Below are 22,975 nucleotides of genomic sequence, written 5' to 3'. Positions count from 1 at the left end.
GGGGCGGGCGAGTGTCAGCGTTATCGCCTGAGATAGGAACGCCTCGCGAGCGACCGGCTCGCGAGGCGTTGAGGTTCGGTGGGGCGCGTGAGATTACATGTTGGGATAGTTCGGCCCGCCACCGCCTTCCGGCGCGACCCAGGTGATGTTCTGGGCCGGGTCCTTGATATCGCACGTCTTGCAGTGGATGCAGTTCTGGAAGTTGATCCGGAACTGGGGTTCACCGTCTTCCTCCACCACCTCGTAGACACCTACCGGGCAGTAGCGCTGCGCGGGCTCGGCGTATTCCGGCAGGTTCTTCGCGATCGGAATCGTCGGGTCGGCGAGTTTCAGGTGGCAGGGCTGGTTCTCGTCATGATTGGTGTTGGAAAGAAATACCGAGGACGGCTTGTCGAAAGAGAGCTTGCCGTCGGGCTTCGGGTAGTCGATGGGCGTGGCCTCGGCCGCCCGCTGCAGACGATGGTCCGGCGCCGTGTCGTGCTGGGTTGGCAGTTTTCCCCCGAGCAGTTGGTCGACGACATTGAAGGCGCCTCCCTTGAGCGTGCCGAACTTGTGAATCGCCGGGCCGAAACTACGGCTTGCCGCGAGTTCCTGCCAGGCCCAGCTGGCTTCCCAGGCCTCGGTGAAGGCGGTGAGTTCCTGTCCGCCGGCTTCATCCGATGAGCCGCTCAGCGCCGCGAATACCGTTTCGGCGGCGACCAGCCCCGATTTCATCGCGGTATGGATGCCCTTTATCTTGGCGAAATTGAGCGTGCCGGCGTCGCAGCCGAGCAGCAGTGCGCCGGGCATGGTCATTTTGGGTAGGCAGTTGGCGCCGCCCTTGGTGATCGCGCGGGCGCCATAGGCGACACGCGAGCCGCCTTCCAGATGACGTGCCAGCAGCGGGTGGTGCTTCATGCGCTGAAACTCGTCGAATGGCGACAGATGCGGATTCCGATAGGCAAGATCGACGATCAGGCCGACCACGACCTGTTGATTCTCGGCGTGATAAAGGAACCAGCCGCCGTGGCTGTCGTCGCCGTCGGCACCCGCTAGCGGCCAGCCGCTGCCATGCAGCACCAGACCGGGCTCGTGCTGCTCCGCTGGGACATCCCACAGCTCCTTGAAGCCGATCGCATAGTGCTGTGGATCCTTTCCCTTGGCGAGCTCGAAGGTCTCGATCAGGCGTTTGCCGATATGGCCGCGGGCGCCTTCGCAGAACAGCGTATAGCGGGCGCGCAGTTCCATGCCGGGCATATAGTTGGCGGTTTCGCTGCCATCGGCGGCGACCCCCATGTCGCCGGTGACGATGCCGCGCACCACGCCGTCCTCGACGATCGCCTCCTGGGCCGCGAAGCCGGGGAAGATCTCGACGCCCAGCGCTTCGGCCTGTTCCGCCAGCCAGCGGCACAGGTTGCCGGCGCTGATGACGTAGTTTTCGCGGTCGCCGCCGACGTTATGCATCGTCTTGGGCACCAGCGCGTTGGGCAGCTTCTGGGCGCGTTGCGCGTCTTTCAGCAGGTAGAGTTCATCGCGCACGACACGGGCCTTGAGAGGTGCGCCGCGTTCCTGCCAGTCAGGGAACAGTTCCGCCAGGGCACGGGGTTCCAGCACCGCGCCGGAGAGAATGTGCGCGCCCACCTCGGAGCCTTTTTCCACCACGCAGACCGTCAGCTCGCGCTCGGCGGCATTGGCCTGTTGCATCAGTCGGCAGGCGGCCGACAGTCCGCTGGGGCCGGCACCCACGATGACCACGTCGAATTCCATGGATTCACGTTCCAAACCACATCTCCTTGCGTCAAGCTCGTTCGGTCCTGGGCGCGGCGTCGGCGGGCAACAAGGTCGCGCCATCGCCCGCTGTCGCTCGCCTTATATCGTAATGTTTGGTTTGTCTGGCTACGTTATGCGATGTTGCGCTTTTCTTATGCCAAGGCGCTGCTTCGGCCGACGCCATCAAATGGGCTATCATCGCATTTTTCGCGCGGCGATGCCCTCCTGGCGGGTGCCAGTCGATCAGGGCCAGCGCCCGGGATGGAGGGCGTTTTCGGTCATCGGGACGTTTGACCCCGGCCGGCCGGGGCGCGACCATTGCCGCGCAGAGGCAAGCCGGGCGGGACACGTTGGTGTCCGGTCCGCGACCCGACATCCCGGCGATTCATCGCCAGCCTTGGTACGCCGCATCGCCCCGGCGGCCAATGGTGGCGCCGGGGCGGTCTGTTCATTTTCACGCGAGGACACCCATGAAAGTACTCGTCGCGGTCAAACGCGTCATCGATTACAACGTCAAGATCCGCGTCAAGCCGGATCACACCGACGTCGACCTTACCAACGTCAAGATGGCGATGAACCCGTTCTGTGAAATAGCCGTCGAAGAGGCCGTGCGCCTGAAGGAGAAGGGCGTGGCGACCGAGATTGTCGCCGTGACCGTTGGCCCGAAGACGGCGCAGGAGCAACTGCGCACCGCGCTGGCGCTGGGCGCCGACCGCGCCATTCATGTCGAGACCGATGCGCGTGTCGAATCGCTCGGCGTGGCCAAGTTGCTGAAAGGCGTCGTCGACGAGGAGCAGCCCGATCTGGTGATTCTCGGCAAGCAGGCGATCGATACCGACAACAACCAGACCGGCCAGATGCTGGCGGCGCTGACCGGCATGCCGCAGGGCACCTTCGCCTCCGAGGTCTCGATCGAGAACGGTGAGGTAAGCGTGACGCGTGAGATCGACGGTGGCCTGCAAACGGTCAAGCTGCGTCTGCCTGCCGTGGTAACCAGCGACCTGCGCCTGAACGAGCCGCGCTACGCCAAGCTGCCTGACATCATGAAGGCCAAGAAGAAGCCGCTTGAAACGCGCACGCCGGAAACACTGGGCGTCAGTATTGCCGCGCCGCCGACGCTACTCAAGGTCGAGACGCCGGCCGAGCGCCAAGGGGGCGTGAAGGTCGCTTCCGTCGACGAGCTGGTCGACAAACTCAAGAATGAAGCCAAAGTGCTTTGATAGGAGCTGATCGCATGAGCATTCTGGTTCTAGCCGAATATCACGAAGGCCAGCTCGCGGCCGGCACCGCCCACGTGGTCGCGGCCGCGCAGGCGATCGGTGGCGATATCGATATCCTGGTGGCCGGTGACAACGTCGCCGGCGTGGCGGAGGCCGCGGCACGCCTCGATGGCGTCTCCCGCGTGCGGGTGGCGGATAACGCCGTCTACGCTCACCAGCTTGCCGAGCCGACGGCGGACCTGCTGGTCGCCTTGGCCGACGACTACACACACCTGCTGGCAGCCGCCACGACCACCGGCAAGAACGTGCTGCCGCGCGTCGCTGCCCTAAAGGACGTCAATCAGATCTCCGAGATCCTGGCCGTCGACAGCCCCGATACGTTCAAGCGGCCGATTTACGCCGGCAATGCCATTGCCACCGTGCGCAGCGAAGACTCGCTCAAGGTGATTACCGTGCGAACGACCGCGTTCGATGCGGTGGGCGAGAGCGGGGCCGCAGCCATCGAGGCCGTGGATGTGGTCGTCGACAACGCCCTTTCCACGTTCGTCGACGAGACGCTGGCGCAGAACGAACGCCCGGAGCTGGGGGGAGCCCGCGTCGTGATCTCGGGGGGGCGCGGCATGGGCAACGGCGAGAACTTCAAGCTGCTTGAGGGGATCGCCGACAAGCTGGGTGCCGCGATCGGGGCTTCGCGTGCCGCAGTGGATGCGGGTTTCGTGCCCAACGATATGCAAGTGGGGCAGACCGGCAAGATCGTGGCGCCGGAGCTCTACATTGCCGTCGGCATCAGCGGCGCGATCCAGCACCTGGCGGGCATGAAGGATTCACGAGTGATCGTCGCGATCAACAAGGACGACGAGGCGCCGATCTTCCAGGTCGCGGACTATGGTCTGGTCGGAGACCTGTTCGAACTGCTGCCGGAGCTCGAGCAGAAGCTCTGAGTGACGCACACGAGGCATCGGGCCGGCCCTTCGGGGCCGGCCTTTTTTATGCATGGCTTGCCGTCGGTCGCGATGGTGTGCGGTCATTCGACGGATTGATAATTGTTCTTGTTTGTATTAGCTTGTCGTTCGAATTCAGCCCGTCACGCCGCCTCCCCGGCGGCGCTCGTTACCAGCTGTTCATCGCTCACCCGTAAGGAGATAGCGTGGTGTTTCATTTCCCGCGGAAACGAGGCCCGGGCCGCCGACTGCTGGTGTCCTGCCTCGCCGCCGTGAGTCTGGGCGGGGTCGCGACCCTCGCCAGTGCCCAGGATTCGCTCAGCCAGGCCGGTATTGAAGCTCAGCAGACTCAGGCCGACCTGCAGTCACGTATCGACGATGCCGACGACGCCACGCGCGAGGCGCTGCAACGTTTGCGCCAGGCTAATCGTCAGGCGGATCGACTCGAAAGCTACAATGCCGAATTGGTGCCGATCGTCGAGAGCCAGGCGCAGCGCATCAGTCGTCAGGAATCGGCGCTGGCACAGATCTCGGTGACCCGGGAGGCGCTCCCGGGCGAGATGCGCGAGATGGTCGATCAGCTCCATCAACTGGTGGCGGCGGACATGCCGTTCCTGCGTCAGGAGCGTCTGGCGCGAGTCGAAGATCTGGAGAATATGTTGGGCAGCGATACGCTGGATCGCGCCGACAAGCTGCAGCGTATTTTTTCCGCCTGGCGTACCGAGCTCGACTACGGCCGCGACATGGACCAATGGAGTGGTCCGCTCGACGGCGCCCAGTCCGATGCGGCGAGCGACGCGAGTCAGTATGCACGCGAGGTCGACTACCTGCGCGTCGGGCGGGCCGGTTGGTACTACGTGACGCCCGATGATCGTGCCGGCGGTGTGTGGAGCGTGGCCGACGGTCAGTGGCAGCCGCTCGACGCCGCCGATGTGCGGGAAGTCCGCCGTGGTATCCGCATCGCCGAGGAGCAGAATGCGCCCGCGCTGCTTGAACTGCCGGCGTCGTTGACGGTCGAGCAGGGCGTTTCGGTGCCGGCGCAGAGCTCGTCCATGTCGAATCCAGAAGCTTCGACGGAGGGACAATCATGAGGCTTCGCACATTCGGCCTGGCACTGCCATTGACCTTGATCTCGTTGCTGCCAGGCATTGCCGCCGCACAGTCCACGGACTCGGCCACTTCGCAGGATTCCCTGCAGCAGACACTGGCAACCTTCCGTGCCGATGCCGAAGCGGCACAGGCACGCGACTCGACGCGCTTGCGAGCGCTGCTCGACGACCGCGAGTCGCTCGATGCCGCCGTGGCCGAGGCCGAACAGCGGCTGCAGGCCGCACAGTCCCGGCGTGACGAACTCGACAGTCGTCAGCGTGAACAGGGCGAACGTCTGGCGGCGCTGCAGCAGCAACGCGCCGACGAAGCCGGCGATATCGAGCAGCTGTCGGGCTTGGTCAAGCAGCAGGCCGGCGAGCTGCGGGATCAGCTCGGCAATGGCTGGCTGACCGTGGGCGGCGACGCGGCGCTGCCCCCGCGGCTGGATGATCGCGGTCTGATCGATGTGCCGACGCTGGATCGCGTGCGCGGTGCCATGGCTGGACTCATCGCCGAGAGTGCGCGCGGTGTGCGTTTCGAAGCGCCCGTCGCGGCCGCGAACGGGGATGTCTCCTCCAGCGAGGTCGTGCGGCTCGGCGGCATCGTCGCTTTCAGCGACGGCGATCTGCTGCAGCGGATCGGAGAGTCCGGTCGGCTGACGCGCTTTGCGCATACGCCATCGTCCGCGCACGACGCGCTGCTCGCCTTGCAGTCCGGTGATGGCAATCGTTTCGTCATCGATCCCACCGAGGGTGACGTGTTGGAGGCGCTCGCGCAGGCGCCCTCGCTATGGGAGCGCTTCCAGCAGGGCGGCTACGTCGGTTACGTCATCATCGCGCTCGGCATCATCGGGCTGCTGGTTGCGCTGGCTCAGTACCTCTACCTGCTCACGGTCAGCAAGCGCATGCATCGCCAGATGCGAACGCCAAGTTCGCTCAGCGACGACAATCCGCTCGGGCGGGTGCTCAAGCGGTTTGCCGCCCTGGGTCGGGACCATGCCCCGGAGGCCCTGGAAGCGCGTCTCGACGAAGCGCTGCTGGCCGAGCAGCCGAAGCTCGAGCGTGGCCAGCCCGTCGTCAAACTGATCGCCGCAGTGGCACCGTTGCTGGGGCTGCTGGGCACCGTGACCGGGATGATCGTGACCTTCCAGTCGATCACCGTGTTCGGCACCGGAGATCCGCAGCTGATGGCCGGGGGGATCAGTCAGGCACTGGTGACGACCGTGCTCGGTCTGATCACCGCGGTGCCGCTGTTGTTCGTGAATACCGCACTGGCGAGTCGCAGCCGGCGCCTGATCGGTCTGCTCGAAGGGCGGGCCAGTGCCGTGCTCGCCGAGCACCTGGAAACCGAGCCGCGCACCGCCGCGCAGCCGCAGCAGGAGCACCGCCATGGTGCCCACGCTTGAGCCGATCCGCTGGCTGATCAATGCCGGTGGCGAGGTCCTGGTGCTCATCATGCTGGTGGCGATGGCGTTGTTCGCGATTTCGCTAGAACGCCTCTTCTACTGGCGCTTTACCCATCGTCGTGCGCGCCGCGTGCTGATCGATGCCTGGATTCAGCGTCGCGACCACACCAGCTGGAGTGCGCTGACGCTGCGCGAGGTGTGGACTCGCGAACTGATCGCACGGTTACGGTTGCCGCTGCCATGGCTCAAGCTGCTGATCGCGATCTGCCCGTTGCTCGGCTTGCTGGGCACGGTCACGGGCATGATTCAGGTCTTCGATAGCCTGGCATTGACCGAGAGCGGTCAGGCCCGGGCCATGGCGGATGGCGTGGCTCGGGCAACGTTACCCACCTTGACCGGGATGGCCGTGGCGGTGGTCGGACTCCTGTTCGTTACCCGTCTGGAACAGATTATTCGGCGCGAGGACCAGCGACTGCACGATCGCATGGCCCGCGCCGTGGAGGACTCTCATGCGTAGGCGTCGCTTGCGGGAAGCCAGTGACGAATCGACCGGCATCGATCTGACGCCGATGCTGGATGTCGTGTTCATCATGCTGATCTTCTTCATTGTCACGACCAGCTTCATCAAGGAGAGCGGGGTCGAGATCGATCGCCCGGAATCGAGCCAGGCGAGCGCCCGTCCGAACGCTCAGGTGCTCGTGGCGATCACCGCGGAAGGTGCGGTATGGGTCGACGGCGAAGCGGTCGATGCGCATCGCGTTGGTGCCCGCGTGGCGGATCTTGTGTCCGATGACGGTAGCGTAGTCGTCCAGGCTGACAGCCGCTCGACGACCGGCCAGCTGATCGAGGTCATGGATCGCATTCGTCAGGCGGGCGTCGATAACGTGGCGGTCGCCGCCAACCGGGATGCCGGCTGATGCGCAGGGTGGCCGGACTGCTCGGCGGGATGCTGCTGGCACTGCTGCTGTTCTATCTGCTGGCGCTGCTGGTCGCGCCGCCGCAGCCTGATCGCACACGAATCGAGATGTCGCACGCCATCTCCATGGTTGAAGCGCCGCCGCAGGAAGCAGCGCAGCCGACGCCGACCTCGCCGCGGTTGCCGACGCCGCCGAGTGCGCCACCGCCGCCGCCCGAGGCCGCGCCCGTGCCGGCAGCGGAATCACCCAGCCCGGTGGAGATTCCCGAGACGCAGACGCCGTCGATGCAGGCCCCGGATGTGACGCTCGACGACAGCTTGCCCGAGCTCAGCGAAGCGCGTCCACAGCCGGAACCGCAACCCGACCCCCAGCCTGACCCCGAGCCGACCCCCGCGCCGAGTGAGCAGGCGGCGCCGGCAGAGACGGCCGAGGCCGCGCCGGCAGAGCAGAGCGCGCCGTCGGAAACGGCGCCGCCGCAGGGCACCCGGGCATCACCGCGAGACGTCGGTGAGGTGGCACCGTCCAGTCGCGTCAATCCTTCCTATCCGATGCGCGCTCGACGGCGCGGGATGGAAGGCTACGTCGAGGTCAGCTTCGTGATACAGCTGGACGGCAGCGTGGATGGCAGTAGCTTGCGGGTGATCGATGCCCAGCCGGCGAACGTCTTTGACCGGGCCGTCGAGGAAGCCGTTTCGCAGTGGCGTTTCCCGCCGGCGGATGATGTGCGTCGGGCGACGCAGCGTATCCAGTTCCAGTTGGAGTAACCATGAGGCGTCCAGTCAGTGCCACCTTGAGCCGCTTCGGATGCGCGCTGGCGGTGGCCGTCATCAGTGTCGCGAGCCTTGTCGTCGTGACCCCGGCGCAGGCCGAGGGGCCGGCGCTGCGTGGAGATATGATCGCGGCGCTGGAGTCGATGCAGTCTCGTCTGGCCGATGGCGATCTCGCGACCGTGGCCCAGAGCGCAGCGACTTCCGCCGAGCGGTTGCAGGGCGGCAATGCGGCCGATCGCTGGGCGCGGGCGCTTTTCCTGCAGCTGGCGGCCAATGCCAATGCCCGCCGTGGCGAGCCGGGTGCCGCGGCGGATCAGCTGGCGCAGGCGCGTCGGATCGATCAGGCGCCTGCCTCTCGGCGTTTGGCGTGGCTCGCGCAGGAAGCGAGGTTGCGGCTGAAAGCGGAGCAGACCGAGCGCGGTGCGGACCTGCTTACAACCTGGGTCGAGCAGAGTGGTGGCGATGACGATTCGCGCTGGCTGCTGATCCAGGCGCGGGCCTCTCTCGGCCAGTGGCAGGCGGCGGCCAATTCGCTGGATCGCCTGCGCGAGCAGGGGAGCCAAGGGTGGAGCGGCGAGCAACTTCAGCTAGCCAGCCGCGTCTATCAGGCCGTCGGGCGCTTCGACGAGGCGCTGTCGCTGCTGGGCGATGATGGCGATAGTCCGGCGGTCTGGCGCCGGGCTGCGGCGCTGGCACAGCAGGCCGGTAACGACGGGCGTGCAGCCGCTATCTGGGACGCCGGCTGGCGCCGTGGCCAGCTCACTTCTGCGGAAGATCTGTTGCAGCTGGCCAAGCTGCATATCGCCGGGGGCACCCCAGCGCGGGCCGGCGAATATCTCGCGCGCTGGCTCGAGGAGGGCAAGCTCGCGTCCACTGATGCCAACCGTCGCCTGCTGGCACAGGCGTGGACCGCGGCGCGCGATCATGCCAAGGCGCTGTCCGCCTGGCAGGCGTTGGCGACGCAGAGTCAGCGTGACGAAGACTGGCGTCAGCTGGCGGAAGTCGCCTACGGCTGGGGCGAGTGGCAGACAGCGATCGAGGCGCTATCGCAGCTTGACACGCTCTCCGGACGCGAGCAGCTGCTGAAGGGGGGCGCGTCACTGCAGATCGATCGGCCGGCCGCCGCGCGCGAGGCCTTTCGCCAGGCGCAGGCGGCCGGTGAGTCGCAGGCGACACAGTGGCTGGAGTCTCTTGGCAACGGCTAGGCAGGCGACATGTCCAATACTGGTGTGCGCAAATGACAACGCCCCGCATCGCGGGGCGTTGTCATTACGGCGCCGGGTTGCCTTCGTGCCTGGAGGGGTCAGTCCAGCGCGAAGTCGCTCCAGACGGGCGCGTGATCGGAAGGGCGTTCCATCCCGCGCAGGTCGTAGTCGACGCCGGAGGCGCGGGTCGTGCTCGCCAGCGGTTCGCTCACCAGGATGTAATCGATCCGCAGGCCGCGCTTGGGGTCACGATCGAAGCCCTTCGAGCGGTAGTCGAACCAGCTGAAGTAGTCGCTGCTGTCCGGATGGCAGAGGCGGTAGCTGTCCTTGAGGCCCCAGCCCTTGAGACGCTCGAGCCACTCGCGCTCTTCCGGCTGAAAGCTGGTCTTGCCTTCCCGTAGCCAGCGCTTGCGATTGTCTTCGCCGATACCGATATCGATATCGGCGGGCGAGATATTGAAGTCGCCCATGATGGCAAGCGGCTCGTCGGGCCGGTGGCGGTCGTTCAGCAGCTGCTGCAGGCCGTTGTAGAAGTCGCGCTTGTTGGGGAACTTGGTCGGGTGCGAGACGTTCTCGCCCTGCGGGAAGTAGCCGTTCCAGACCGTCAGCGAGCGGCCATCGGCGAGCGCGAGCGTGGTGCCGATCAGTCGGCGCTGGGCGTCGTCGGTGTCACCGGGCAGGCCGTAATGTACCGCCGTGGGGACGGCCTTGGTCAGCATGGCCACCCCGTAGTGACCTTTTTGTCCATGGAAGTGGACGTGATAACCCATCGCCTCGACCGCTTCGCGTGGAAACTCGCTGTCCTGAACCTTGGTCTCCTGTAGCCCAATGACATCGGGCGAGTGCGCGTCGATCAGCGCTGCCAGCTGATGCAGGCGGGCGCGAATACCATTGATGTTGAACGAGACCAGGCGCATCACTCGGTATCCTTATCGCCAGAAGGCTGGGCATGCAGCGGTAGGGCAGGCGCGCTCTGACGCTGCCGCTTGCGCTCGGCCTGCTGCTGGCGTTGCCGGGTCTTCTTGTCGACGTAGCGGCGGGACGGGCTCACTTCATCGGGATTGTCATGGCGCCAGCGGCGATAGTCCTTGCGCTTGCCGGTTCGTATCGTCACTTTGTCGGCCAGCGACCGAGTCTTCTTTCTGCGAGTCATGCGCGACCTATGGCGTGGACGCGGATACGGGGCATCCGCGGGGGCGATCATCAAAACGTCATTCTACCAGCCCGTCGCCGGACTGCCATCGCCTCTACGGCTGGCATGGCTCCCCGATTCACCCGGGCCGCGCTCCCAACCTGACACACGGGGCTCGCGACGTTGACGCGCTGGGCTGGTACAATAGCGCCGGCTCTCGCCCTGCGGGGCCTGGCTCGGTCACGCGACCGGGCGGCGCCGTCTAGGGCCCGACGTGATCGTCGCGAGCCTCATCGTCAATCGAATTCGGACATTCGTCATCATTATGAGTGAGTCTGACAACACCCAGGCCCCGGCACAGAACCGCAGACCCAAGCGGCGTCGACGCAAGCCACGTAAATCGCAGTCGCGAAACGCTTCCAACTGGTCGCTGAAACAGTTCCAGGTCGAGCCTGTTGCCGGACGCTGGCGTTTTCACGATTTCGATCTTCCGCTGCCGCTGATGCGGGCGATTCAGGCGGAAGGCTTCGAATACTGCACGCCGATTCAAGCGGAAGCATTGATGCATACGCTGCTCGGTGGCGACGTGGTCGGCAAGGCGCAGACCGGCACCGGCAAGACCGCTGCCTTCCTGATTTCGATGCTGGCCTACTTCCTCGAAGAGGAAGCGCCGGATGGCCAGAAGCCGGGCACGCCGCGCGCGCTGATCGTGGCGCCGACGCGCGAGCTGGCGCTGCAGATCGAGAAGGATGCCAAGGCGCTGGCGCGCTTCTCCTCGCTCAACGTGGCGAGTGTGGTCGGCGGCATGGACTACCAGAAGCAGCGCAGCGAGCTGGTCAAGAATCTGGATATCTTGGTCGCGACGCCGGGACGTCTGCTCGACTTCCAGCAGAAGCGCGATATCGACCTGTCTCAGGTAGAAGTGCTGGTGCTGGACGAAGCGGATCGCATGCTCTCGATGGGCTTTATCCCGGACGTCAAGCGCATCATTCGCTACACGCCCAAGCGCGAGGAGCGTCAGACGTTCCTGTTCTCCGCGACGTTCACGCCGGACATTCTCAATCTGGCGGAACAGTGGACGGTCGATCCCGCACACGTCGAGATCGAGGTGACCACCGAGAATGCGGCCAACATCGATCAGCGTGTCTACCTGATCAGCGACAGCGAAAAGCGTCAGCTGCTGGTCAATCTGCTCAAGCAGGAGTCGATGGAGCGCGTGATCGTGTTCGGCAACCGACGTGATCTGGTACGTGAGCTGGATCAGCTGCTGCGTGAGGCCGGTATCAATGTCGCCATGCTGTCCGGTGACGTGCCGCAGAATCAGCGTATCCAGACCCTGGAGCAGTTCCGGGCGGGTGAGGTGACCGTTCTCGTGGCAACTGACGTTGCCGGTCGTGGCATTCACATCGAAGATGTCAGCCATGTCGTCAACTTCACGCTGCCGGAAGATCCGGAAGACTACGTGCACCGCATCGGGCGTACCGGCCGCGCTGGCGCCCAAGGCGTTTCCATCAGCTTCGTCGGCGAGGAAGATGCGTTTTCGCTGCCCGAGATCGAGAACTACATCCAGGACAAGCTCCCCTGCGAGCATCCGCCCGAATCGCTGATGCCGTGACCGACATGGTCATGTCGACCGCTCGCCGCCGGCGAGCGGTCTTTCCCCTCTGATCGATGCTCCCCCGGATACGCCATGCTCGACGAGACGCTCAAGCAGGAGATTCAGGAGGCCTACCGGCGCGTGCTGGAAGGCCTCGATCTCACGCCTCGCTACGGTCAGCGTCTGATGATCGCCGAGATCGCACGGACGCTGGCCGGCATCGAACGCGATGACCAGGGGCGGCGAACGTCCAACGAGCATGTCTGCGTGCTCGAAGCGGGCACCGGGACTGGCAAGACCCTGGCCTATCTGCTGGCGGCGCTGCCGGTCGCCAAGGCGCGCGGCAAGCGCCTGGTCGTGGCCACCGCCACCGTGGCGCTGCAGGAGCAGGTGCTGAACCAGGACCTGCCCAAGCTGCGGGAGCATAGCGGACTCGACTTCCACTATGCGCTGGCCAAGGGGCGCGGCCGCTATCTTTGCGTGGCCAAGCTGGATCAGGCGTTGGAGGGCGTCGAGCCGAACCCGACACTATCGCTGTTCGAGCAGACCATCGCCACCGATGCCGGTGGCGATTTTCCGCAACTGATTCAGGAGATGGCGGAGACCTACGCTGCCGGTGAATGGGAAGGGGATCGCGACAGCTGGCCGGTGGCGATCGAGGATCGTGACTGGCGGCGCCTGACCGTGGATCACCGCCAGTGCACCAATCGCCGCTGCGGTCACTTCAGCGCTTGTGCCTACTTTCGCTCGCGCCGCCATCTCGAACAGGCCGATATCGTTGTCGCCAATCACGACCTGGTCCTGGCCGATCTGGCACTGGGCGGTGGCATGGTGCTGCCGTCGCCCAAGGAGTGCATCTATGTCTTCGACGAAGGGCACCACCTGCCGGACAAGGCGCTCGATCACTTCTATCATCGCTTCGGCATCAACGCGACGCTGCGTTGGCTGCGCACGCTCAAGAAGTCGCTGACCGAGTTGAATACGGCGCTGGGCGCCCAGCCGACCCTGGCGCGACTGCTGAGCAGTTTTCCGGAGCGGATCGCGGCGCTTGAGCCGCGACTCGGCGATGCCTATTCGCTTGGGCATCAGATCGCCGGGCTCGAGCAGGGCGCGGGCAGCGAGACGCAGCATTTCCGCTTTCCCAACGGGCGTGCGCCGCAGCCGCTGGTCGACCTGGCCCAGCAGTTGCTGGTGCCGTTCGCCGAGCTTTGCCGCGATCTGGAGACGATGACCGAGATCCTGCGTGAAAGCCTCGATCCCGACAAGTCGACGGGGCTGGCGCGCGAGCAGGCCGAGCCCTGGCTGCCGCTGACGGCGCTGCTGCATGGCCGGGCAATGGATGCCCACGCGCTGTGGCAGGCCATGGCCACGCCGGATGTCGCCGGACAGACGCCGCAGGCACGGTGGCTGACATTCGAGCAGTTCGGCAGTGAGCCGGAGCTGACCTATTCAGCCAGTCCGGTATCGGCGGCGGAGACCTTGGCACGACATCTCTGGGGAAGTTGCTACGGTGCAGTGGTGACCAGCGCAACCCTGACGGCGCTCAATCGCTTCGAGCGCCTGCAGGAGCGCGCCGGACTGGCCAATCGTTATCGCTATCAGCGCCTGCCGAGTCCTTTCGACTATTCTCGGGCCACGCTCAGTATTCCGCGCGAGGCAGTCGATCCCGGCGATGCCGCGGCCCATGACCGTGCCATCGTCCAGTTCATCGACGGGCTCGCGGACGACGAGGCTGCCCTGGTGCTGTTCTCCTCGCGCAAGCAGCTGAAGAGTGTGGCGGATGCGCTTGGCGAACCCTGGGCGTCACGCCTGCTGGCGCAAGGGCGTCTGCCCAAGCGCGCACTGCTGGAGCGTCACCGGGCGGCGGTGGAGGGCGGTGAAGGGAGTCTGATCTTCGGTCTGGCGAGCTTTGCCGAGGGGATCGATCTCCCCGGACGCTATCTGACGCACGTGGTGATCACCCGACTGCCGTTCTCGGTGCCGGATGACCCCGTCGGTGCGACCCTCGCCGAGTGGATCGAGAGTCAGGGTGGCAACCCCTTCATGCGCATTTCGGTGCCGGACGCGTCGATCAAGCTGGTGCAGGCTTGCGGGCGGCTGATCCGCAAGGAGAACGACAGCGGTCGTATCACGCTGCTCGACCGACGCGTGCTGACGCGCCGCTACGGCAAGGCGCTGCTGGAAGCGCTGCCGCCGTTTCGTCGCGAGATCGAAGGTGTCGCCAGCGAGGCGCCGGCAAGAGCCTGACGCGAGCCCGTCATCGATAACGGTCGCCATCACAATAACGCCCGCCGGGTGGCGGGCGTCGATAAGAGGCAAGCGAAAATCCGCCGCCGCGATCCGCGGCGGCTTCCAGGTCACTCGGTCTGGCGGCGCGCGGCCAGAGCTGGCTGCAGGCGTTCGGCCATGTCCGTCAATGTGCGTTCCGTGGTCGCCCAGTCGATGCAGGCATCGGTCACGGAGACGCCGTACTCGAGCTGGCTGCGGTCCTCGGGAATCTTCTGGCTGCCCCAGCCGAGATTGGACTCGATCATCAGGCCGATAATCGAGCGGTTGCCGTCGAGGATCTGGTGAGTGACGTTTTCCATCACCAGCGGCTGCAGTGCCGGATCCTTGTTCGAGTTGGCATGTGAGCAGTCCACCATCAGGTTGGCCTTGAGCCCCGATTTATCGAGTTCCTGCTCGGCCAGCGTGACGCTGACGCTATCGTAGTTGGGCTTGCCGTTGCCGCCCCGAAGCACGACGTGGCCGTAGCGATTGCCGCGCGTGCGGATAACGGCCACCTGACCCGCTTGGTCGATGCCCAGGAAATTGTGCGGGCTGGCGACCGATTTCAGCGCGTTGACGGCGACGTCAAGGCTGCCATCGGTACCGTTCTTGAAGCCGACCGGGCCGGACAGCCCGGAAGCCATCTCGCGGTGGGTCTGGGATTCGGTGGTACGCGCGCCGATGGCCGACCAGCTGATGCAGTCCTGCAGATACTGCGGTGAAATCGGGTCAAGCGCTTCGGTGGCCAGCGGCAGGCCGATCTCGGCCAGATCGACCAGCAGGCGGCGCGCGATATGCAGGCCTTCCTCGATGTCGAACGAATCGTTTAGATGCGGATCGTTGATCAGCCCTTTCCAGCCGGTCGTGGTGCGTGGCTTCTCGAAGTAGACACGCATGACGATATAGAGGCTGTCGCTGACCGCGTCGGCCAGTTGGCGCAGGCGTTTGGCATAATCGCGCGCGGCTTGCGGGTCATGGATCGAGCAGGGCCCCACGACGACCAGCAGGCGCGGGTCTTCTCGATCGAGGATGCGCTGAATGGTCTGGCGGCCTTCGATCACGGTGCGCTCGGCCGCCTCCGAAAGCGGGATGGCTTGCTTCAGCGCATCCGGCGTGATCAGGACATCCTGGGAGAGGACATTGAGGTTGTTGGTCTGCTGTTCCGACATGCTGGGCCCATTGACTTCGTATGACTGCGCTAGGAGCGCGTACTATGGGGGCTGCGGGGGCCAAAAATCAACTTCACGCCCGTGGCGCAGGCCCTATCGCGCGTCATCTGCGGCTTGAAGGGGCGCGGCAAAACAGGAACACTGAGCGCGCTCTGCGTGCGCATACCGCATTTCTGTTATAAGTTGCACGCCTGTCACTGAATCGTGAGCTGGAAGGCTCCAGGTTAAATCATGAGTGTATCGTTTCCCTGTCATCCACATTGTTATCCCGGCACTCCCCGGCCGCGCGGCGTCTTCTTGTCTTCGGGGAGGCGCTGAATGGGCGCTCGTGAGACCGATCAACAACTTGTCGAGCGTGCCCAGAAAGGGGATACCCGAGCCTTCGATCTGCTGGTCAAGAAATACCAACATAAGATACTCGGCCTGATCGGCCGTTATGTTCACGATCATGCCGAGGTGCAGGACGTCGCTCAGGAAGCCTTTATCAAGGCGTACCGGGCGTTGGGCAGCTTCCGTGCGGAGAGTGCCTTTTATACCTGGATGTATCGCATCGCGATCAATACCGCCAAGAACTATCTGGTCTCTCGCGGGCGCCGTCCGCCGGGCAGTGACCTGGATATCAGCGATGCCGAGATCGTCGACCAGAGTGGGCGGTTGTCGGATATCGAGTCCCCCGAGGCCGCGATTGCGCGCGATCAGCTGCAGTCCGCGGTCTTCGAGGCGATCGAGAACCTGCCCGACGATTTGCGTACGGCGATCACGCTACGTGAGTTCGACGGGCTCTCCTACGAGGATATCGCGACTGTGATGGAGTGCCCGGTGGGCACGGTGCGGTCGCGTATCTTTAGAGCGCGAGAGGCGGTCGATCGCCACATCGAGCCGCTACTCGAGCACAGTTCAAAAGATGCCATCGGTGACGGCTGAGCGATCGTCGGCGATCGATGACAAGAAAGATGAATCGAAAATGAACTGTCGGCGATTTCTGTCGTCATAGGGGAGCAGGCAAGAACACGAATGTCGTGGCAGGACGACGATTGTCACGAGATTATGAGGGTGGATAGACCTTCGGCAAGTGCTCAGGCGAGGTCCAGTTCGTAGAGCAGTCGGATGCCGCCCTGAGTGTCGCCATCATTCAACACGTGGCAAGCCGCGAGGCTGAGTGTGAGGGTGTGACTATGAAGCAGGTGAACGAGTCGTTTTCCGCGCTAATGGATAACGAAGCCGATGAATTCGATCTCAGGCGTACGCTGAAGACGCTTGAGCAGTCGCCGGAAGCGGCGAGTGCATGGCGGCGTTATCATCTGGCGCGGAGCATGATGCGGCGCGAACAGGATAGCATCGTCGATGTCGATATCTCGGCGGGCGTCATGGCAGCGTTGGCAGACGAGCCGAAGCCGGCGGTGGGCTCGACCGAGACGCCAAGGCGCCACTCCTTCTCCTTCATGGGGGGAGCAGCGGTCGCAGCGGCCGTATCGCTGATGGTCATCACGGGTGTCCAGGTCGTCAATGGCCGCTTTGCCGAGCCGACGACAGGTACTTCGGAAGTAGCGTCAAGCGGTGCCGGTTCGGTATCAGCCGATCTCGCGGCCCAGCCAGCCGCCGCCGGGGAGGCGCAAGCGACGCCGGCCTCGATGCAGGCACCCGCGTCGAGCGGCCTGCCCTATTTTGGTACCGGCGGCAGTTCGAATAACGGCCTGATGACGGTAGGCGAGTCGGCAATGCAGCCCATGTTTTCGGCGCCGAGCACGCGACAATCGCCGAATGTCGACCTCGAGCAGATGCAAACGCTGCAGTCCTACCTTGAACGCCACTCGGTCGGCGCTGCCTACAGCACGGGTGACAACTGGATGCCGCTACTGCGGACGCCGGGTCTGTTTACCGGTCAGGTCGATGCCGGCGGAGCGACGGAAACCCGTTGATGCGTTGGTCTTGCCTGACGTGGAGCGGCCTGGCGGCCATGTTGCTGGCCGCACCGTCATGGCTGCAGGCCCAGTCTTCACCGCCATCCGAGGTGAATGTCGAAACCTTCGACTGCCGGACGCTCGCGGCTGCGGATGAGCGCGACTCTCCACCACCGGCCGCGGCGCTGTTCGAGCGCAGTCTCTGGGCCAGTCACTGTTACCTCTTCGATGCCCGGGCGGTGCGGATCAGCGCTGACGGCGTTCGGACACTCGCTCTGAGCCACGGCGTCGAAGCGGGTATCGAAACCGAATCGGCACGCTTTCTGGATGGGCCGCCGCTGACAATCGAAAAGCGCGGGAACGTAGGAGAACGTGCCCGCCGGGGCCTGCTCGATTTCTCGGCCGGCATGCCGCCGGGCGGATTGGTCGAGCAGGTGGGTCAACAGTATCGTCTTCAGCCAGCCGATCTCGAACGGGTTGCCGGCCGTCCTGCCTGGCGACTGGATATCGAGCCAGAAGATGCGCTTCGTTATGGCTATCGACTCTGGCTGGATCGTCAGACCAGCCTGCCACTCAAGCGTGAGATCATTGGCGTCGACGGCCGGATTCTCGAGACCTTCCAGATCACCGAGCTCCAATCGCCCTCGCTCTATCAGGGGGCGCTACGACTCGACGATGGCGGAGAACCCTCCGCATCACCTTGGCAGCCCGATTGGTTGCCCAGCGGGTTCGAGGCGCAGCCGACGCCGCCGGATGGGCCTGGCAAGACAGCCCGCGTCGAGCACCGCCTTTATAGCGACGGGTTGGCTAGCATCAGTCTGTTCGTCGAACCGGTTGCCGAAGATCGGCGCCCGCTGCTCTCCGGTATGCATCGACTGGGTATTTCCTACGCGGCGGTGCGTCACGTCATGCGCCAGGGGCGGCCGATGCAGATTCTGGTACTGGGCGAAGCCCCGCCGGAAGTGCTGGCACGGATCGCGGCGCGCGTCACCTGGCATGAGGGTGTCGATGGCGAGCAGTCGAGCCGTGACAGTGACGAGGCAGGGTCCTGAGGCCGAACGCTCGGCAAAGAATCTTTACATCCCATTGAACTCTTCGCGGTTTTCCGCATCAATGAAAGTGCCGCACCCGCCCACACGAGGTGCGGCGTTATCGTGATGGCGCGGGATTCAATCGTGTTGCTTTCCCTCCCGTGTGCATCGTCAACGAATGACTCGCATGAGTCTTCATTCTGGTGTTAGGAGTGCTCAATGGAACGCATGACAAAATGGTTTGCGCCCTGGCTGCTGATGGTCGTTGCCCTGATGTCCGTACAGGCGGCCCAGGCGCGTGAACTGCCGGACTTCACTGATCTGGTCAAGCAGGCCGCCCCCGGCGTGGTCAATATCTCCACCACCAGCACGGTGAACGCTGGTGGCGCCTACGGTCAGCAGGAGATGCCGGAGATTTTCCGCCGCTTCTTTGGTGACCAGATGCCGCCAATGCCCGGTATGCCCGGCGGTAATGAGGAACGCAAGTCGCTGGGGTCCGGGTTCGTGATCCGTGCGGACGGTTATATTCTGACCAACGCGCACGTGGTCAAGGATGCCGACGAGATCACGGTCCGCCTCAATGACCGGCGGGAACTGCCGGCGGAGCTGGTCGGGTCCGATCCGCGTACCGATGTCGCGCTGCTGAAGGTCGATGCCGACGATCTGCAGACCCTGCAGATTGGCGATTCCGATGATCTCGAGGTTGGCGAATGGGTCGCCGCAATCGGCTCGCCATTCGGTTTTGACCATTCGGTGACAGCCGGTATCGTCAGCGCCATCAATCGGACGCTGCCCAGCGATACCTACGTCCCGTTCATTCAGACCGATGTCGCGATCAATCCGGGGAACTCCGGTGGGCCGCTGTTCAACCTCGACGGCCAGGTCGTCGGCATCAATTCGCAGATTTATACCCGTAGCGGTGGCTTCATGGGCCTGTCCTTCGCCATCCCGATCAGCGTCGCGATGGAGGTCGCCGATCAGCTGCGCACGGAAGGGCATGTCAGCCGCGGCTGGCTCGGCGTCGTGATCCAGCCGGTCTCCCGGGATCTGGCTGAATCGTTCGGGCTCGACGACGCGCGTGGCGCGCTGGTCTCCGATGTCAGCGACGACAGTCCTGCCGCCGAGGCGGGTCTGCAGGCGGGGGATGTCATTCTCGGCGTTGACGGCACCGATATCGACGATTCCACCACGTTGCCGCGTCTGATCGGTCAGGTAGCCCCGGGCGATGAAGTGCAGCTGCAGGTCATGCGCGGCGGTGACGAGCAGGATATCGATGTCACGGTCGGCGACTGGCCGGAATCGCTTCAGGCCGACGGTTCGCGCGGTGGCAAGTCGGCGGATGATCAGGCCAAGCTGGGCATCGCGATCAGCGATCTAAGCGATCAGCAGAAGCAGCAGCTCGATATCGATCACGGTGTACTGGTGCGTCGCGTCGATCCGCGCGGGGCGGCTGCGGGTGCCGGTATCCAGCCTGGTGATGTCATCGTCAGCTTCGACCAGCAGGCGGTCAGCAGCGCCGATGAGCTGATCGACGCGGTCAAGCAGGCCGACGGAGATCGGGCCATCCCCGTGCGCCTGATCCGCGATGGCAACTCGCTGTTCGTGGCGCTGCGCCTCGGCAGCGACGACTGATTCACCTCGGCGTACAGCCGACCGGCACGACCTGCGGCCCCGCCACGGCGGGGCCGCAGTCGTTGGGTTGACGCAGCTGTCCTTGCCACCGGCATGTCGGTACAATGCGCCACATCCGCAACTTCCCGCGCGGCTCCTTCCTTTGACGAACGGATCGGCGCGTGTGTACCAATGACCGGTAAGGTTTCAATGGCAGACGCTGAAAGCAACGAGCAACTGAAGTTCATCCGGAACTTCTCGATCATCGCCCATATCGACCATGGCAAGTCCACGCTCGCCGATCGGATCATCCAGGTCTGCGGTGGTCTGACCGACCGAGAGCTGAAGGAGCAGGTGCTGGATTCGATGGATCTCGAGCGCGAGCGCGGGATCACCATCAAGGCGCAGTCCGTCACGCTCGATTACAAAGCGCAGGACGGCCATACCTACCAGCTCAATTTCATCGATACCCCGGGGCACGTGGACTTCTCCTACGAGGTGTCGCGTTCGCTCTACGCCTGCGAGGGCGCGCTGCTGGTGGTCGATGCCGGGCAGGGCGTCGAGGCGCAGTCGGTGGCCAACTGCTATACCGCCATCGAGCAGAACCTCGAGGTGCTGCCGGTGCTCAACAAGATGGATCTGCCGCAGGCGGATCCGGAGCGTGTGGCGCACGAGATCGAGGAGATCATTGGCCTGGAGGCGCAGGATGCGGTACGTGTTTCGGCCAAGAGCGGTCTCAACATGGATCTGCTGCTGGAGCGGCTGGTACGCGATATTCCGCCGCCCAAAGGCGACCGTGATGGTGACCTGCAGGCATTGATCATCGACTCCTGGTTCGACAACTACCAGGGCGTCGTCTCGCTGGTACGGCTGTTCGACGGCACGCTCAAGAAGGGCGACAAGATCCACATGAAGTCGACCGGGCGTGACTGGGAAGTCAACGACATCGGTTACTTCACGCCCAAGCAGCATTCGACCGGGATGCTGCGTGCGGGCGAGGTCGGTTTCGTGATTGCCGGCATCAAGGACATTCACGGTGCCCCGGTGGGCGATACCATCACCCACACCAAGACCAAGGACGTGCCGCGTTTGCCCGGCTTCCAGAAGGTGAAGCCGCAGGTCTACGCCGGCATGTTCCCGGTCAGCTCCGACGACTACGAGGACTTCCGCGACGCGCTCGAGAAGCTGGCGCTCAACGATGCCTCGCTCGACTACGTGCCCGAGAACTCCGACGCGCTCGGCTTCGGTTTCCGCGTCGGCTTTCTCGGCACGCTGCACATGGAGATCATTCAGGAGCGTCTCGAGCGGGAGTACGACCTCGATCTGCTGACCACGGCGCCGACCGTCATCTACGAGCTGGAGATGGATGATGGCGAAGTGCGCTACATCTCCAACCCGTCCAAGTTGCCTGACTTCGCCAACGTCGCGGAAATGCGCGAACCCATCGTGCGCGCCAATATCCTGGTGCCGCAGGAGTTCGTGGGTAATGTCATCACCGAGTGCGTCAATCGGCGTGGCATGCAGCTCGACATGCAGGTGCTCGGCAACCAGATGCAGCTCGTCTACGAGCTGCCGATGGCGGAAGTGGTGATGGACTTCTTCGACCGTCTGAAGTCGATCTCCAAGGGTTACGCCTCGCTCGACTACAGCTTCGAGCGTTTCGAGGCGGCCAAGCTGGTGCGCCTGGACATCCTGATCAACGGTGATCGTGTCGACGCGCTGGCGCTGATCATTCATCGCGACCATGCCCACACCCGTGGACGCATCCTGGTCGACAAGATGAAAGAGCTGATTCCGCGCCAGATGTTCGACGTCGCGGTGCAGGCGGCGATCGGCGGGCATGTGGTGGCGCGCTCCACAGTCAAGGCGTTGCGCAAGAACGTCACCGCCAAGTGCTACGGCGGCGATACGACCCGCAAGAAGAAACTGTTGGAGAAGCAGAAAGCCGGCAAGAAGCGCATGAAGCAGGTGGGGCGTGTCGAGATTCCCCAGGATGCGTTCCTTGCCGTTCTTAAAGTGAACGAGTAGGAAACCTCATGGATTTTTCACTGTTACTGGTGCTGGCTGTCGCCATCACGGGACTCGTGTGGCTTGCCGACAGCCTGCTGTGGCGCGGCAAGCGTCGCCGGCGCCAGCGCGAAGCGGCTGAAGCGCAAGGCACGCTAGCGGGCGCCAGCGAGGTCGCCACAGACGGCAAGGGCAAGTCGGAAGAGGGCGTTTACAAGGACCCCTGGCCGGTTGACTACGCACGCTCTTTTTTCCCGGTGCTGTTGATCGTGCTGGTGTTGCGCAGTTTCGTCATCGAGCCGTTTCAGATTCCGTCGGGCTCCATGCGCCCGACGCTGGAAGTGGGTGATTTCATCCTCGTCAACAAGTTCGCCTACGGCCTGCGCCTGCCGGTCACCAATACCGAGATTGCGGACATCGGCGAGCCGGAACGTGGCGATGTGATGGTCTTCCGTTTCCCCGAGGACCCGTCGGTCAACTTTATCAAGCGCGTGATTGGGCTGCCGGGTGACCACATCCGCTACGAGAACAAGCAGCTTTACGTCAACGGCGAGCCGGTACCGAAGTCGATGCTCGACCCCGAGCCGGCCGAGGCGCCGGGTGAAGAGCGCTTCCAGGAGCAGCTCGGTGATGTCGAGCACAGCATCTTCAACAATCCGCAGAGCCCGGGACCGCAAATGCGCGAAATCGTGGTCCCTGACAATGAGTATTTCATGATGGGCGACAACCGCGATCACTCCAACGACAGCCGCTATTGGGGGTTCGTGCCGGAAGCGAACATCGTTGGCAAGGCGTTCGCTGTCTGGATGCATTGGGATGGTGGTTTGCCTAGCTTCAGTTCGGTGCGCCAGATAGACTGACGCCAGCCGCGGGCGCCGATTCGGTGCGCCCGCTACCGCTTTGCGCCGCAGCGGCAACGGGCAATCCCCGCGGTCGCTGCGCGTCGTGATCGGCTTTTCGAGT

At 64.2% G+C, this 22,975-nt stretch carries 20 protein-coding genes; 16 read left to right on the top strand and 4 right to left on the bottom strand.

Features of this window, described 5'->3' with window-relative positions; all coding sequences use genetic code 11:
• Positions 1-93: 93 nt before the first annotated feature.
• A complete protein-coding gene (locus tag MC381_RS04145; RefSeq protein WP_251976915.1) occupies positions 94-1,746 on the bottom strand; it encodes an electron transfer flavoprotein-ubiquinone oxidoreductase in 1,653 nt (550 codons plus the stop codon).
• 473 nt (positions 1,747-2,219) lie between these two features.
• Here MC381_RS04145 and MC381_RS04140 point away from each other — a divergent pair, with 473 nt between their 5' ends.
• The 8 genes from MC381_RS04140 to MC381_RS04105 all read left to right on the top strand — a co-directional run bounded on the left by MC381_RS04140 (position 2,220) and on the right by MC381_RS04105 (position 9,296).
• Positions 2,220-2,969, top strand: a complete 750-nt coding sequence (locus MC381_RS04140) for an electron transfer flavoprotein subunit beta/FixA family protein (RefSeq protein ID WP_251976472.1) — start codon at positions 2,220-2,222, stop codon at positions 2,967-2,969.
• Positions 2,970-2,983: 14 nt separating this feature from the next.
• Entirely contained in the window at positions 2,984-3,910 is a 927-nt protein-coding gene (locus MC381_RS04135; RefSeq protein WP_251976471.1) for an electron transfer flavoprotein subunit alpha/FixB family protein, read from the top strand.
• Positions 3,911-4,116: 206 nt separating this feature from the next.
• Complete coding sequence (locus tag MC381_RS04130; RefSeq protein WP_251976470.1) at positions 4,117-5,001, top strand: DUF3450 domain-containing protein; 885 nt, start codon at positions 4,117-4,119, stop codon at positions 4,999-5,001.
• Positions 4,998-6,404, top strand: a complete 1,407-nt coding sequence (locus MC381_RS04125; protein WP_251976469.1) for a MotA/TolQ/ExbB proton channel family protein — start codon at positions 4,998-5,000, stop codon at positions 6,402-6,404. Before MC381_RS04130 ends, MC381_RS04125 begins: the two co-directional genes overlap by 4 nt.
• The gene (locus tag MC381_RS04120; RefSeq protein WP_251976468.1) at positions 6,388-6,921 is read left to right on the top strand and encodes a MotA/TolQ/ExbB proton channel family protein; all 534 of its coding nucleotides are present in this window, start codon (positions 6,388-6,390) and stop codon (positions 6,919-6,921) included. The genes MC381_RS04125 and MC381_RS04120 overlap by 17 nt, the downstream gene beginning before the upstream one ends.
• Positions 6,914-7,321: an ExbD/TolR family protein gene (locus MC381_RS04115; RefSeq protein ID WP_251976467.1), complete on the top strand. Its 408-nt coding sequence runs from the start codon at positions 6,914-6,916 to the stop codon at positions 7,319-7,321. Before MC381_RS04120 ends, MC381_RS04115 begins: the two co-directional genes overlap by 8 nt.
• Complete coding sequence (locus tag MC381_RS04110; protein ID WP_251976466.1) at positions 7,321-8,085, top strand: energy transducer TonB; 765 nt, start codon at positions 7,321-7,323, stop codon at positions 8,083-8,085. Before MC381_RS04115 ends, MC381_RS04110 begins: the two co-directional genes overlap by 1 nt.
• Positions 8,086-8,087: 2 nt before the next feature.
• Positions 8,088-9,296 carry a tetratricopeptide repeat protein gene (locus MC381_RS04105; protein ID WP_251976465.1) on the top strand — a complete coding sequence of 403 codons (1,209 nt, stop codon included), beginning with the start codon at positions 8,088-8,090 and terminating at the stop codon, positions 9,294-9,296.
• Between the two features lie 98 nt (positions 9,297-9,394).
• On the opposite strand, the gene xthA is transcribed toward MC381_RS04105, so the two are convergent.
• Positions 9,395-10,213, bottom strand: a complete 819-nt coding sequence (xthA, locus tag MC381_RS04100) for an exodeoxyribonuclease III (RefSeq protein ID WP_251976464.1) — start codon at positions 10,211-10,213, stop codon at positions 9,395-9,397.
• On the bottom strand, positions 10,213-10,449 hold the full coding sequence (locus tag MC381_RS04095; protein ID WP_251976463.1) for a hypothetical protein: 237 nt from the start codon (positions 10,447-10,449) through the stop codon (positions 10,213-10,215). The genes xthA and MC381_RS04095 overlap by 1 nt, the downstream gene beginning before the upstream one ends.
• 304 nt (positions 10,450-10,753) lie before the next feature.
• Here MC381_RS04095 and MC381_RS04090 point away from each other — a divergent pair, with 304 nt between their 5' ends.
• Entirely contained in the window at positions 10,754-12,043 is a 1,290-nt protein-coding gene (locus MC381_RS04090) for a DEAD/DEAH box helicase (RefSeq protein WP_251976462.1), read from the top strand.
• A 75-nt stretch (positions 12,044-12,118) separates the two neighbouring features.
• Entirely contained in the window at positions 12,119-14,272 is a 2,154-nt protein-coding gene (gene dinG, locus MC381_RS04085; RefSeq protein ID WP_251976461.1) for an ATP-dependent DNA helicase DinG, read from the top strand.
• Between the two features lie 110 nt (positions 14,273-14,382).
• On the opposite strand, the gene MC381_RS04080 is transcribed toward dinG, so the two are convergent.
• Positions 14,383-15,462 (bottom strand): 3-deoxy-7-phosphoheptulonate synthase, encoded by a 1,080-nt coding sequence (locus tag MC381_RS04080; RefSeq protein ID WP_251976460.1) that lies wholly within the window; start codon positions 15,460-15,462, stop codon positions 14,383-14,385.
• A gap of 318 nt (positions 15,463-15,780) precedes the next feature.
• Here MC381_RS04080 and rpoE point away from each other — a divergent pair, with 318 nt between their 5' ends.
• The 6 genes from rpoE (at position 15,781) to lepB (ending at position 22,872) form a co-directional block, all read left to right on the top strand.
• Positions 15,781-16,386 (top strand): RNA polymerase sigma factor RpoE, encoded by a 606-nt coding sequence (gene rpoE / locus MC381_RS04075; RefSeq protein ID WP_251976459.1) that lies wholly within the window; start codon positions 15,781-15,783, stop codon positions 16,384-16,386.
• 251 nt (positions 16,387-16,637) lie between these two features.
• Positions 16,638-17,381, top strand: a complete 744-nt coding sequence (locus MC381_RS04070) for a sigma-E factor negative regulatory protein (protein ID WP_251976458.1) — start codon at positions 16,638-16,640, stop codon at positions 17,379-17,381.
• Positions 17,381-18,415: a MucB/RseB C-terminal domain-containing protein gene (locus MC381_RS04065; RefSeq protein WP_251976457.1), complete on the top strand. Its 1,035-nt coding sequence runs from the start codon at positions 17,381-17,383 to the stop codon at positions 18,413-18,415. The genes MC381_RS04070 and MC381_RS04065 overlap by 1 nt, the downstream gene beginning before the upstream one ends.
• 198 nt (positions 18,416-18,613) lie before the next feature.
• Entirely contained in the window at positions 18,614-20,026 is a 1,413-nt protein-coding gene (locus MC381_RS04060; protein ID WP_251976456.1) for a DegQ family serine endoprotease, read from the top strand.
• A gap of 189 nt (positions 20,027-20,215) precedes the next feature.
• A complete protein-coding gene (gene lepA / locus MC381_RS04055) occupies positions 20,216-22,033 on the top strand; it encodes a translation elongation factor 4 (protein ID WP_251976455.1) in 1,818 nt (605 codons plus the stop codon).
• Between the two features lie 8 nt (positions 22,034-22,041).
• Positions 22,042-22,872 carry a signal peptidase I gene (lepB, locus tag MC381_RS04050; RefSeq protein WP_251976454.1) on the top strand — a complete coding sequence of 277 codons (831 nt, stop codon included), beginning with the start codon at positions 22,042-22,044 and terminating at the stop codon, positions 22,870-22,872.
• Positions 22,873-22,975: the final 103 nt, after the last annotated feature.

This window comes from Salinicola avicenniae (assembly GCF_023736115.1).
GTDB classification, from domain to species: domain Bacteria; phylum Pseudomonadota; class Gammaproteobacteria; order Pseudomonadales; family Halomonadaceae; genus Salinicola; species Salinicola avicenniae.
This window is presented reverse-complemented; position numbering and strand designations above follow the sequence as displayed.

Excerpts from the sequence above, each read along its gene's own strand:
- MC381_RS04145 (WP_251976915.1), bottom strand. The coding sequence starts at position 1,746 with ATGGAATTCGACGTGGTCATCGTGGGTGCCGGCCCCAGCGGACTGTCG.
- MC381_RS04140 (WP_251976472.1), top strand. The coding sequence starts at position 2,220 with ATGAAAGTACTCGTCGCGGTCAAACGCGTCATCGATTACAACGTCAAG.
- MC381_RS04135 (WP_251976471.1), top strand. The coding sequence starts at position 2,984 with ATGAGCATTCTGGTTCTAGCCGAATATCACGAAGGCCAGCTCGCGGCC.
- MC381_RS04125 (WP_251976469.1), top strand. The coding sequence starts at position 4,998 with ATGAGGCTTCGCACATTCGGCCTGGCACTGCCATTGACCTTGATCTCG.
- MC381_RS04120 (WP_251976468.1), top strand. The coding sequence starts at position 6,388 with ATGGTGCCCACGCTTGAGCCGATCCGCTGGCTGATCAATGCCGGTGGC.
- MC381_RS04115 (WP_251976467.1), top strand. The coding sequence starts at position 6,914 with ATGCGTAGGCGTCGCTTGCGGGAAGCCAGTGACGAATCGACCGGCATC.
- MC381_RS04110 (WP_251976466.1), top strand. The coding sequence starts at position 7,321 with ATGCGCAGGGTGGCCGGACTGCTCGGCGGGATGCTGCTGGCACTGCTG.
- MC381_RS04105 (WP_251976465.1), top strand. The coding sequence starts at position 8,088 with ATGAGGCGTCCAGTCAGTGCCACCTTGAGCCGCTTCGGATGCGCGCTG.
- xthA (WP_251976464.1), bottom strand. The coding sequence starts at position 10,213 with ATGCGCCTGGTCTCGTTCAACATCAATGGTATTCGCGCCCGCCTGCAT.
- MC381_RS04095 (WP_251976463.1), bottom strand. The coding sequence starts at position 10,449 with ATGACTCGCAGAAAGAAGACTCGGTCGCTGGCCGACAAAGTGACGATA.
- MC381_RS04090 (WP_251976462.1), top strand. The coding sequence starts at position 10,754 with ATGAGTGAGTCTGACAACACCCAGGCCCCGGCACAGAACCGCAGACCC.
- dinG (WP_251976461.1), top strand. The coding sequence starts at position 12,119 with ATGCTCGACGAGACGCTCAAGCAGGAGATTCAGGAGGCCTACCGGCGC.
- MC381_RS04080 (WP_251976460.1), bottom strand. The coding sequence starts at position 15,462 with ATGTCGGAACAGCAGACCAACAACCTCAATGTCCTCTCCCAGGATGTC.
- rpoE (WP_251976459.1), top strand. The coding sequence starts at position 15,781 with ATGGGCGCTCGTGAGACCGATCAACAACTTGTCGAGCGTGCCCAGAAA.
- MC381_RS04070 (WP_251976458.1), top strand. The coding sequence starts at position 16,638 with ATGAAGCAGGTGAACGAGTCGTTTTCCGCGCTAATGGATAACGAAGCC.
- MC381_RS04065 (WP_251976457.1), top strand. The coding sequence starts at position 17,381 with ATGCGTTGGTCTTGCCTGACGTGGAGCGGCCTGGCGGCCATGTTGCTG.
- MC381_RS04060 (WP_251976456.1), top strand. The coding sequence starts at position 18,614 with ATGGAACGCATGACAAAATGGTTTGCGCCCTGGCTGCTGATGGTCGTT.
- lepA (WP_251976455.1), top strand. The coding sequence starts at position 20,216 with ATGGCAGACGCTGAAAGCAACGAGCAACTGAAGTTCATCCGGAACTTC.
- lepB (WP_251976454.1), top strand. The coding sequence starts at position 22,042 with ATGGATTTTTCACTGTTACTGGTGCTGGCTGTCGCCATCACGGGACTC.